This window comes from Bacillus sp. FSL R9-9530 (assembly GCF_038008145.1).
GTDB classification, from domain to species: domain Bacteria; phylum Bacillota; class Bacilli; order Bacillales; family Bacillaceae_G; genus Bacillus_A; species Bacillus_A mycoides.
Genome location: NZ_JBBOYO010000002.1, coordinates 203639 through 215323 on the forward strand (window position 1 = coordinate 203639; position 11685 = coordinate 215323).

13 protein-coding genes and 1 pseudogene are annotated in these 11685 nt (G+C 30.7%); 3 read left to right on the forward strand and 11 right to left on the reverse strand.

Annotated features, from left to right (window positions below; genetic code table 11):
• Nucleotides 1-107 precede the first annotated feature (107 nt).
• From hlyII to MKX66_RS30960, 3 genes are all read right to left on the reverse strand, one after another.
• The gene (gene hlyII / locus MKX66_RS28785) at nucleotides 108-1346 is read right to left on the reverse strand and encodes a hemolysin II HlyII (protein WP_341087913.1); all 1239 of its coding nucleotides are present in this window, start codon (nucleotides 1344-1346) and stop codon (nucleotides 108-110) included.
• Nucleotides 1347-1652: 306 nt separating this feature from the next.
• Complete coding sequence (locus MKX66_RS28790; RefSeq protein ID WP_341087914.1) at nucleotides 1653-2885, reverse strand: N-acetylmuramoyl-L-alanine amidase; 1233 nt, start codon at nucleotides 2883-2885, stop codon at nucleotides 1653-1655.
• Nucleotides 2886-3195: 310 nt separating this feature from the next.
• Nucleotides 3196-3387: a phage holin family protein gene (locus MKX66_RS30960; RefSeq protein ID WP_445662216.1), complete on the reverse strand. Its 192-nt coding sequence runs from the start codon at nucleotides 3385-3387 to the stop codon at nucleotides 3196-3198.
• A 409-nt stretch (nucleotides 3388-3796) separates the two neighbouring features.
• Here MKX66_RS30960 and MKX66_RS28800 point away from each other — a divergent pair, with 409 nt between their 5' ends.
• A complete protein-coding gene (locus MKX66_RS28800) occupies nucleotides 3797-4201 on the forward strand; it encodes a DUF3221 domain-containing protein (RefSeq protein WP_341087916.1) in 405 nt (134 codons plus the stop codon).
• Between the two features lie 144 nt (nucleotides 4202-4345).
• Here the strand turns inward: MKX66_RS28800 and MKX66_RS28805 are convergent, their stop codons facing one another.
• Entirely contained in the window at nucleotides 4346-4600 is a 255-nt protein-coding gene (locus MKX66_RS28805; protein ID WP_326997875.1) for a hypothetical protein, read from the reverse strand.
• A gap of 82 nt (nucleotides 4601-4682) precedes the next feature.
• Complete coding sequence (locus MKX66_RS28810) at nucleotides 4683-5408, reverse strand: hypothetical protein (protein WP_326997876.1); 726 nt, start codon at nucleotides 5406-5408, stop codon at nucleotides 4683-4685.
• 1478 nt (nucleotides 5409-6886) lie between these two features.
• On the opposite strand from MKX66_RS28810, the gene MKX66_RS28815 reads away from it, so the two are divergent.
• On the forward strand, nucleotides 6887-7183 hold the full coding sequence (locus tag MKX66_RS28815; protein WP_326996883.1) for a hypothetical protein: 297 nt from the start codon (nucleotides 6887-6889) through the stop codon (nucleotides 7181-7183).
• A 105-nt stretch (nucleotides 7184-7288) separates the two neighbouring features.
• On the opposite strand, the pseudogene MKX66_RS28820 reads toward MKX66_RS28815, so the two are convergent.
• Nucleotides 7289-7441 (reverse strand): annotated as a pseudogene (locus MKX66_RS28820) (IS3 family transposase); the annotation flags it as partial.
• A 3-nt stretch (nucleotides 7442-7444) separates the two neighbouring features.
• Entirely contained in the window at nucleotides 7445-7606 is a 162-nt protein-coding gene (locus MKX66_RS28825; protein ID WP_341087919.1) for a hypothetical protein, read from the reverse strand.
• Between the two features lie 474 nt (nucleotides 7607-8080).
• On the opposite strand from MKX66_RS28825, the gene MKX66_RS28830 reads away from it, so the two are divergent.
• Nucleotides 8081-8746 carry a hypothetical protein gene (locus tag MKX66_RS28830; protein ID WP_341087920.1) on the forward strand — a complete coding sequence of 222 codons (666 nt, stop codon included), beginning with the start codon at nucleotides 8081-8083 and terminating at the stop codon, nucleotides 8744-8746.
• A 239-nt stretch (nucleotides 8747-8985) separates the two neighbouring features.
• On the opposite strand, the gene MKX66_RS28835 is transcribed toward MKX66_RS28830, so the two are convergent.
• From MKX66_RS28835 to MKX66_RS28850, 4 genes are all read right to left on the reverse strand, one after another.
• Complete coding sequence (locus MKX66_RS28835) at nucleotides 8986-9699, reverse strand: ABC transporter permease (protein WP_341087921.1); 714 nt, start codon at nucleotides 9697-9699, stop codon at nucleotides 8986-8988.
• A 15-nt stretch (nucleotides 9700-9714) separates the two neighbouring features.
• Nucleotides 9715-10440 carry an ABC transporter permease gene (locus MKX66_RS28840; protein ID WP_341087922.1) on the reverse strand — a complete coding sequence of 242 codons (726 nt, stop codon included), beginning with the start codon at nucleotides 10438-10440 and terminating at the stop codon, nucleotides 9715-9717.
• A 2-nt stretch (nucleotides 10441-10442) separates the two neighbouring features.
• Nucleotides 10443-11348 carry an ABC transporter ATP-binding protein gene (locus MKX66_RS28845; RefSeq protein ID WP_002204111.1) on the reverse strand — a complete coding sequence of 302 codons (906 nt, stop codon included), beginning with the start codon at nucleotides 11346-11348 and terminating at the stop codon, nucleotides 10443-10445.
• A 148-nt stretch (nucleotides 11349-11496) separates the two neighbouring features.
• Entirely contained in the window at nucleotides 11497-11628 is a 132-nt protein-coding gene (locus tag MKX66_RS28850) for a hypothetical protein (RefSeq protein WP_002016818.1), read from the reverse strand.
• Nucleotides 11629-11685: the final 57 nt, after the last annotated feature.

Here is an 11685-nt window from a genome sequence, read left to right on the forward strand (position 1 = left end):
TTATGGATAAGCCCTGGTCCTTTCATTACATAATACGTAGTTAGAAAATACCTCTTTACTCATATCTTGATGAAATAATCATCCATCAATCGTATCTCATTTACTGATTAGATTTGTTTAATCTCGATATAAGGTCCTTGGATGTTTAATTTGTTAATATCATTTGAAATATTGCCTACAGTTGTTTGTTCATTAAAAGTATAGACCTTTTCACCATTCACAAAGATACCCCAATTTTTATCTTCGTAACTGATACCATAACCGGCATTGCTAGATGTAGCTTTGATTTGATTTCCATTCATTGAAAAAGATAATTTCCCTTTTCCTTTGTTAAGTATGTCATTCACGCTGTTGATACCATTCATTTGTTCTTCAAAGGCTTTTTGGTTATCAAGAGTAACTTGGTGGTTTTTCCAGTCTAATTTATAGTGGTTTGCAAAGAACTCATTATATGTATCCTTATTATTTGTTCCCCACCATTTTGAACTTACCCATTCAATATTGTACTGATCTGAAATTCTACGATTTGTTATTTTTAATTCTGATGTAGATTCTGTTTTATCAGCAGTAATAACCGCTACTACATTTGGAGAAAAACCATAACCTGTTAATGCTGGTACTGTATCTTTTGAAACAAAATTATTCGTTCCCTCATTATAACTACGTGATTTCATAAATAATTGATTACCATAAAAAGTATTAAATGAATCACGATTATAAATTCCCCATTCCGGATAATTAAATGATTGGAATCCTACTTTCCAATTTAATTTTTTATCTGTGTGAGTCTCTAACACCGTTTTATAGTCTACTTGATCGTAAGATACACTTTCTTTCCAAGCAAAGCTACCTGTAATACTCGCATCGGCATTTGGCCCTTTATCATTTACCCCAACTTTAACACTTCCACCAAGTGTATACCCTACCTCAGAAGTAACCTTTGCTGAAGTCATTGTATTAACTGGGGCAGCTTTATGGAATTGAGCACTATCACCACTTGTTATTTCTGCTTCCGTATGATATGCCGATGGCCATTTTAAACCTCCATTATAGTATCCACCATTAATTGTATATTTAGAATCTATATTACTACCATCAGTGGTAACAATTGCAATCTTTTTATCTGCGTAAGGATCCTCAATAAAAGAAACCTTTATTGAATTTTTGATATTCTGCTTCATGTCATAAGTAGTTTTAAAACTATTATAGACCTTCCCACCGTTTTGAAGATTTTCTACAGTTCCTTTAGAATCTGCAAATGCAGATGTTGCTTGTAAACCAAGTGATCCAGACATAATAACGGAAGCTACCGCAACACATTTAGTTATTCTTTTTGCTTTTTTCATACAGACAGCCACTCCTTCTTAAACATTTAAAAGATATAGACATATTATTTTTAGTTCACAATACTAGAGATAGATTCATAACGATACAATGTAGAAATTTATTAATCTTTATGACAATAACTATCAACACATGTTTCGCTAATAGTTATCTCTCTTTTATTGATAACTATTAGCAATATTATTAAAACACAGAATAACGATTTAAACAACAATTTTAAATACATATTTAAAATTGTTGTTTAAAAAAAGTGTAAAAAAATTATAGAAATTCTTTATTCCTAGAATTACTATATTTTCTTTTACTTATTACAACCTATATTCAGATACATTATTTCCTTTCCATTCATAATAATCTAGAATCCCTTCATAAATGGCTTCTGCTGCAATCTGTCTGCCGTTTTCCGTAGATAATTTACTGTAATCGATACCATTATCTATAAACGCCAGTTCCGTTAACACAGCTGACATGTCGTTTTCTCTTATAACATGAAGATCTCCATGTTTAACGCCTCTATCACGTGTTTGAAGGGCCTCTACTAAACGTGTTTGAATTTTTTCCGCTAAAACACGACTTTCTTCCACATGAGAATTTGTTTTTTCAGATTTAGAAGATTTATAGTAGTATGTTTCTGTCCCTTTTGCATTACCATTAAAAGCATTTGCATGAACGCTTATAAAGATATCACCCTGATTTTGTTTAGCAAATTTAACACGTTCCTGTAAAGAACTTTTTTGATCATGTCCTGGTCTAATATCAGATTGACGAGTTAGTAAAACTGTAAATGGTGTATGCTTTTCAAGTAATTGTTGTAGACGTAAAGAAGTGTCTAGTACGATCTTACTTTCAGGTAATCCCTTTGTGGCTTTTCCAGGATCTTCGCCACCATGTCCGGGATCAATAATTATTGTTTTATTTTCTAAAGGATTATTTGGACTATATTGAAGCATATCTGTTTTTGCGGTTAGTTGTGCGGCTTCAGCGCGTGTTATGAATCTATTTGGTTGCCAACCGTTATCTGTACCAACTGAAATCTTCAAATCAATTAAAGTATTTGCGAACTTTTCACCCCAATGTCCCTTTAAATCTTCAAATTTACTTTGTCCATTGCTAGTGGTTATATTTTGTAGTTTATATGCATTCACTAGCATGGTAGCCATAGCAGCACGAGTAACTTTTCCAGAAGGATTAAATATTCCATTTCCTTCACCTTTAATTATTCCTGCTTTTTCAGCTGCGGCAATATATGGCGTTCCCCAGTGGTTTTGTGAATCTGTAAAAGATGGTTTTGCATTTAAGTCAATGTGTATACCAAGGGCTTTTGTCATAATTGTTGCTGCAGAAGCCCTATCTAATTTATCGCTTGAACCAAAAGTTCCATCTGGATAACCAGTCAATACTTGTTTATCAACTAAATAATTAACGGATTTGTCAGCCCATGCAGGAACATCTGGGAACTTATGAGTATCTGCAAAAATACTAGAAGAATAAGATAGTAGACTTCCAGCAAGAATTCCTGTAGCAATTAATTTTTTCTTCAAAATTTAGCACCTCTAACAAGTTATTACAAATTGGTAAATATATCATTTATAGTTAAGCTTATAAGTAATACGACTTAATTTTTAAAAATAGATTAGGTTGGTATTGTCACTATATTACAGATAAATAATCTTTAATTAAATTAAACTATTATTTCGAAAAGAATCCACAGACATACACTTATAGCTAGAGACTATTCGATATATTTATCAATCGTGTGTAACCAGTATAGTTACTTATATATACGAGTGTCAATTAAAATAATCTTACATTTTTGTAAGGTAACCATATTAATAATGTATTAAATAATTATTAAATAATGTAAATAATTACTTGATATAATAAAATAGTAATCTTATATTTTAAACAAACATTGATTATTTTGGTAGGTAAATAACTTATAACAACCATCTTTTTGGCGATGCTTTTGAATCCTACTTTACTCTTCAATTCTCCGTTATATCCCACTGTGAATGCTCCTGTAATATAGTCAATTGCTGCCATGATTACTAGAACTTATAATATTGTATCCCCAAAAAAAACATCTCAAGAAACCACTGAAAGCGGCCACAAATGTTTTTGTTAATACATCAACACAAACCATCTTTTCAATCCCTTAAGGCACCTTCGAATTTTACAAGGAACAAAAAAAGAAGAGGGATTTCTTCCCTCTTCACCAATAAATCGAACATATTTAAATGTTAGAGGGGTCATACAATCATCAAAAGATGAAAGGAACAATAATAGTTCACCTAGTGAATTATAACACAAATTCACTTCCATTAATAGATAATATTAACATTTATGGAATGGTTGTGACAGAATTGTTAAGCATCTTAATATTAAAAGGCTTTATATGTATGTAAATTGAAAATGGATAGTGTAGGGATAAAATATAAGGGGGATATATATCATGTTTAACAAAAAACAAACATTCATAACAACCGTAACAGCTTTAACATTAGGATGTGGATTTACTTTCGGATTAACACCAGCCTTTGCAGATTCTAATAAGTCGCCTATAAGCGCAACACCTATTCATTCTATTCAAAAACAAGAACAAGAGCCTTTTACTGGATATGTCATTTCAGTAGATAACAATTATTTAGTAGTTGCTGCTACTTCTACAAAGGATGAAGCACTTGCTTATCAAAATGATTGGTGGGAGTTAGTAAATCAAAATAAAATTTTGAGAGTTCCTATTTCAGATAGTCAAAATTACACCATAGGTGAACAGTTAAATGTTTATGCTGCTGCATGGACTAAATCTCTACCACCAATTGCTGTTATGCCTACGATTGAAAAAATAGCTCAGTAGGTAATGTATAACATGATCAGGGCATCATTCTTATTAGAATGATGCCCTTTATCTCACCAACGTTTTCCCTTTTTAAGCTGTCTACTGTTAAATAGGAAAATGGTTGCAGCAAGTATATCCCACAATCTTCATTTAATAATTGATCTACTCCTTATAAAATAATACTGAGTATGACAATAAAAAAACTCCGATTCCAAATAAAATACCCCCTGATATTTGGAAAACATTCATATAATTATTTAGCATAATATTATATGTCGATGTATCTACATCACCACCTAAACTTTGCACCCAAGAATGAGTAAGATTATTCGCAAAGTCCAAACTTTTCACAAGAAGTATAATGCCGATCAATACGATAAATGTTAAAACTACATTACGTACTTTTATATTTTTCAAACAATTCACCCCTTTCCTACCATATTATCAAACTATGAAAAAAGAATCCTTAATTTCAAGGATTCTTTTTCTTAATATTAAATTAACGATATGTCACAAAACATATCCCAACAGGTCTTAACGCTGTCCCGTTTCCAACTTTTTTATCACCAAACCATCCAGACTCCCATACATCAAAACGATAACCTGTATATTCTGCATAAGCTCTAATCTCAGCATATCTTCCATTTGTATCAATTGTATTACTTTGAGTTACAGAATACTCAGCTGACACATTAAACCCTACTCCTGCCGAAACCACACTAGCACTTACACCTACACTTGCATTCCATGAAGCCGCAATTTTTGAAGAAAAACTTAATGTTAAAGAACCCGAATTACCACTTACCTTTTTTAATACAGAACTTCCACAAGCTGAAGTAGCTGTTTTATTTTTAAGATAGTAAGAAGCTGGTGCTAAACTTTGTGAGAAATCACTTTGATTATTTTCGTTTGATAAAGACCTTACAAAAGTAAGTTCAGATGGTAAAAGATTTGACGGCTTTTCAAAATTATTTTCTTCTACAAATTTTTTGACAAGGTCTGGATTAGTAATTTTAATAGTTTCAGTATTATTCTCCAACGATACAGTTCTCTCAAGCTCTTCAACAGAAACACTGTCCAATAGCTTATCACAACTATTAAAATTAGTAGTTTCTAAAGACTCTGAAGAACTATCTGCAAAACTTACTGAAGATGTCTGTAAAATAAAAATTAAACATACTAACAACGGCACAAACTTAAAAAGAAAACCTCTTTTTCCCTTCACAAAACCACCTCTTCTGTAAAATTTTAACACACATTAAACATAGCCTTAATGGATATATTTGTAAATGAATTTAAATTTATAAAATTTTTACAGAATTTTCAACAAACTAATAGGATAACTCTTATTATTCATCTGAATAGATTTTCAATATTATAATTGAATAGTACCCCAAAATCTCCTTCACACTATAAATAACCAGATCTCCAATTCCCCTGGAGCTGAGCAGCTAGTTCATTCTAACTGCTCTTTTTATTGTCACCTTCCCATAGCATCTCCATATGTTGTATAGGGATATCTCCTTCTAAATTATTATTGATGCTTCTCTCAAGTCCTAATGCACATCTTAAAAAGAGCACTTTTGAAAAGTGCTCTTTTTACTTTGCAAGCCATTATCTATAATATAAATTGACTTTAACGTATGAATAATTAATAAAATCTTTTCCAATACTATAAATGGGTTGGTAACAGCCAATCTGTATCCATAATGAATCTCTGATTTTCTTGAATTCTCCCTGAGGCAAGGCAGCTATTTTTTATAGCTGCCTTCTTGTATGAATTTTAAACTTATGCACATACTATTAACGGAATGCTTGAATCATTGTCATTAAAAATGTTCAGCACTTCCGCTCCTTAAGAGAACAGTCTACGCAACTGTTCTCTTTTTACTTTCCTAGTTGTATCTTGCAATTAAAATCCCAACAAAAAATACGATAAAACAATCTATCTCTTTAATAACAGCATACCTTTCGGGGATATTTAACCACACTTCCCGAAAGAATTCTCCTTCCTCAAGCCTGTGAAGGCCGATAGCCGAACGGTAGGTGGGAGATGAATTTCGGTTAACATATTTGCTATCATATACTTGTACAGATTACTCTTTGAAAACTGAAGATATAAGGTTGTTGTAGGAAATTCGTCTATGACGTAAAATCTTCAACGTGTTAACGACCTACGCTACTGAAATATGCAAAAACCAAGCGAAGTAAGTAGCCTAGATGTTTCCAACGTGATGCGTGATCAAAAATATTTGAAGGTTGATACTATGAAAATCGAACCAGCAACTAAAGTTGCAAAACCATTAGTTTCATAAAAATAAATCCAGGACTTCTCTGGAATGTGTTTTTTCAACCTTTTTCATAATGAAAACTCAATTGTTCCATTACTTATCACCTAAATTATTCAAATGCACTAATAAAGAAACCATTCCTAATATCGTTAAAGATTACTGGGAACATCCTGCTTACGCTAATAAATAAATCCCAAAGCTAACCGCCTATTACGGGCGGCTTTTTTGTTCTTTTTTTATCTAGGCTTGTTTTGTAAATATGTCAAAACATAATTAACTCCCCTATTCTCAATAGCATCGCAACATTCTCAACGTTTCTGCAACAATTTCTCAATATTTTTCATGGACAATAGCACACTTCCTCAACGGTCTTAATATCTTAATATTAAATACTGAAAAGAGGTGTTGAAAAATGACTTGGTTCGTTATTTTAGGATTTATGATTATTTTAAGTATAAGCGGTTTTAAATTTCCTAGTATTCATATAATTTTCAAAATAGATTCGGCTACAAAAGCTGTGTCAAGTTGGTCTTTTGTTAATAAAATAAACTTCCAAACATTGAAAGAGCTAATAAAAAGACAAAACAAAAATACAATCAAAAGCCTTACAATAGGAGAACTGTTTATTCCTTTAAGTATATTTAATACATTATTTAGCAAAACATTAATTTTCCTATTACTATTCTTTTACTCTCAATACTTAAACTAAACGCAATATGAGATTAGTTAAAGAATAACAATCACAATTACTAAGCGTAGCAAGCCAACAATCGATCGCCTAATATGAACTGGACCCAAAGAGTTAAACAAAAAATTAAGCCGCCGTTTGAATGTGAGTCCAGTATTGTACTGGACTCATTCCTTTTAACTGCGCTTTAATTCTTTTGTGATTGTAATAACCTATATAGTTATCTAATACTATCTTAAAATGTTTCATACTTTCGGACTCTTTAAGATAAATTACTTCCACTTAGTCTATGTTCTGTAATTTCTTCTCTTTTTGAACTAAGGCCTTTAGCTTTTTTAAATAATCGATTTCCATACGCAAACATTGATTTTCATCTTTTAATGCCTCTATAACCCCTTCAATAGGTGTATTATTTAACTTTGATCTTGTATTTGTATTTTCCATAGCTGGACGCCCTTTCTTCTTTTCGTATAGGAAATCCACGCCTTTTAAATCATATATTTCCTTCCACTTACGAACTATTCCAATAAATCCCTTGACAAAAACGATTAATTTATTTCATTTGTTGTTATTCTATTTCTAAAAATTTCAGATATATCCTTTGAAAAATCCCCCCTGTATTCCTTCCATATTTATCTCTCCTAAATGAATCATAGTACATATTATACCCAACACATTTATAGGTTTTAATAGTATTTTTATCAAAACCGTCTTATATTCAAATAAACATACCACTTTAATCTGTCAACTCCCCCTATATTCATAAATACGAAACATCCAATTTATTTGACATTTCAATGACTTATAACAGGAAAATATATATATTAAATTGAACCTAATGTATCTTTGATTTGTAAGTCGTAGTTAGTTGGCCAACTCTCAATACAATTTAATAATAAAAAATAAGGGGGATTTAAAATGAATCAAGTATTAAGGAAAAGTAAGAAAAAAATGATGTATCTAGTCGGTTCACTTCTAATTTCTCTATCAATGTTTTCAACTACAAGTTTTGCAGCTACAGAAGGTGCTGTAAAAAGTGTTACAAATAGTAGCTATACCGGGATTGCAGCTGATATAAATCTACCAAAATCAGTTGTTGTTAAAGATGGATATGTGAATTGGTATTTAGGTATTGGAGCATCTAAGGTTGAGGGTGGTATCTCAAAAACACCAAGTGGATATAAAGATTCAGGATATAATGAATCAGGTCAAAACAGTAAGTATTGGAACACACAATATGATACATCAATTAAAGATGGTGATCGAGTAAACCTTAAAATAGTTAATAACGGAAATGGTACGGTTACTATGTATGTAAATGGAAGCCCTAGATATGCAAATCAGCCTGTATATGGCTCATTTTCTCAATACGAACCAGTAAAAATCGTTCAGGGTGTTGAAGATACTGGACGGAATTCCTTTAGCCAAGCTAGCTTTTCAAACTTACTTCTAAGAACAGATACATCTGGGTCTACCTACAAAAGTTGGAACAGTTCAATTTCTTCCTCATTTTCTAGACACGGTTCTTACGGTAGTAATTTCACAGTTTATTCTCAAGTACCACTAAGCGCAAGTTTACGCTAAGGATGTTATTTGCATAATAACGTGTTTGTGAAAAAAGTAGCTGCACTTTTGTGCAGCTACTTTTTTATATACAGTAACTTAGTAATAGATGTCCGAGCGACCATAACTAACATCTTTCATACTTTAACTTCTAGCACTTTATCAGTATATCTTATTGTTCGACTGAACGTATCGGGATCCATCTTATAGTAACTTCAACTTGTTTTACTATTAATAATGCTAATCTCCTCATTTTAACTTTAATTCCATCTCATTGATTTTTTATTATATAAAGTAGACAACATAAATATACAACTTAGTAATGATAATAGATATACAAAGAGAATAATATACAATTGGTTTGTTTCAATACTATCAAAATAAAGACTCATAATTGGATATGACCAAGGGAATAGTATCCAATAGTTTGTATGAGAGATAAAAAAGCTACCAAGTCCACCTATAACCCCTACTAATAATGAAAGTAACGGGATTTTATAAAATATTATATTTATTAAAAAATGTAGATTCACAATAATTAAAGAGCTAATTACCAGAAAAAGTATAGAAAAACTTAAACTTTGATAAACAGTCCCTAGATTATCAACCGTTAATACTATAGGTATACTAGTTATGATTAAAGCACATAGTAAATAACAAAAAGTAATTATTAAGCAAAATAAAAACTTATTACTTAATATAGTTTTTAAAGTGATCCCATGATAAATAGCAGACATATATCCTTTTCTTCTGAATTCGTTTACAAAAGAAAATGACACTAATAGACCTATCGCAATAGGTAAAAATAACCTACAAAAAAGGCTCAGAATCGCTATATGCATGAAAACGCCATCTTTTAATTGAGACGATACAGTTAGTAAAACTTGAAAACTAATTGGAATCAACAGAAATACTAGTAACAGGATATACAATCCATTATGAAGACTTTTTTTATATTCACCTAAAATATCCACTTGTTTCACCCTTTATTATTCATATGTATAATATTTAAAACTCACAGACAATAACATAATTCCTAAAATATATATTGAAGAAATTGCAAGATATAATAAAATAATTGTTTCTTTAAACGCTACGTCACTTACTATATTCAATGAATAAAAGATTGGAAATGTCTTTGTAAATATTAAAGGGAATAATCCATATGTTATAAAGAAAAAAAGCCAAATAACTGACAAGGATGCCGCAAGAATTCCCTTTTTTATAATTAAATGAAAAAGCAATTGAGAATATGGTATTGCTAGAGATAAAATCGTACAAAGTATCAACATTTTTAAAAAATAAAGTATGGATATTTCATATCCATTTATAAAAGTATAGATACCCATAACCAAAAAATTCAAAATATTAAAGACCAAATAGAACAGTATAAACATTAAATTTTTAGTTACCAATAATTTAAGTTTCGAAATGGGCTGTGTATAAATAATGGCCCAAGTACCATATTTATTTTCAGAAGAAATGATAAAATACCACATACAAGCAGAAAAAATGCTTAACGTTAGTGTATTAAAGTTTACTGTAATTGCTATAAGATTTGTAGATTGAAACATGTCGGGATTATTCTTGTTAAAAATAAAATAACTTATACACAAAAAGCTTGATAATAACGAAAAAAACAAAGAGATTAATAATAATTTTCTCCCACCAATTTTCCTCATCTCACTATTTACACTTTTAAAGATAAATTGCATTATTATAATAACTCCTTTTGTTTAGTGAAAGATAAAAAAACTTCCTCTAATGTTGGCTTTTTAGGGCTAACTTCAAAAATATCTATATCATTTCTAATTAATATTCTGGTTAAACTAGGAACACTATCTTGATCTATTGTTATTCTGAATACCCCTTCTTTTTCAATACTATAAGGTATACCTTCATTACTTAAAATTCTTTCTGTAGAAGTAGTAGTATTAACATGAATGATATATTCTCCAGAAGTAATAATACTGTCTAATTTTCCTTCATAGAGTAAGCTACCCTTATGTAGTAATGCTATGTGATCTGCTATCATTTCAATTTCAGCTAAATTATGACTAGAAATAAATATAGTCTTCCCCTCATTTTTTACCAAATGAAGTAATAAACGCCTTATCTCATGTACTCCCTCTGGATCTAATCCATTTGTTGGCTCGTCAAGAATTAGTATTTTAGGGTTATTAAGAATAGCAAAGGAAATACCTAGCCTTTGTTTCATTCCTAAAGAAAAATCTTTAACTTTTTTATCTTTTGCTTTATATATTCCTGTAGTTTTTAATACTCTATCTATTTCATCTAAAGATTTATTAATCATTTTTTGTACATAGGCTAAATTTTCATATGCTGTTAGATTAGGATAATAGGTAGGTGAATCAATAAAACAACCCACATTTTCAAATAATTCTTCTTTCCATTCTTTTATATCTTTATTATCAAACAATATCGTTCCCTCATCTGATGGAATTAATCCTAATAACATTCGCATTGTTGTTGTTTTCCCTGCACCATTTGGTCCAATAAAAGCATATAAACTTCCTTCTGGAACAGATAAGTTTATATCCCTTACAATGGATTGATTTGCAAAAGACTTTGTTAAATTTTTAGTTTGAATTGCTAATTTCATTTTGTCCCTCTCTCTCATCCCCGCATAAAATTAAGTATCGATTTTCGTATAATCAGATTTACAGAAGATATCATTCAAGTTAATTTCACCATAAAAAGGGATTTATTAACTCAATTTCTTTTGTTTTCTAAGGCTTCACCAAAAAAGTTTAATACAAAATTAATTTGATATATTTAATTACTATTGCAACCATTGGAGCCTCTGCTGCTGTTGGAAGTTCTGGGATGACTGCCGTGGCTTCTGCCGCAATGATTGCTTCTTCTCCAGAATTAGGTCGCATGGCATGTAGAAGAATTTATCCTGAGCATTAATATCAATCTACGTAAAAATGGCCACC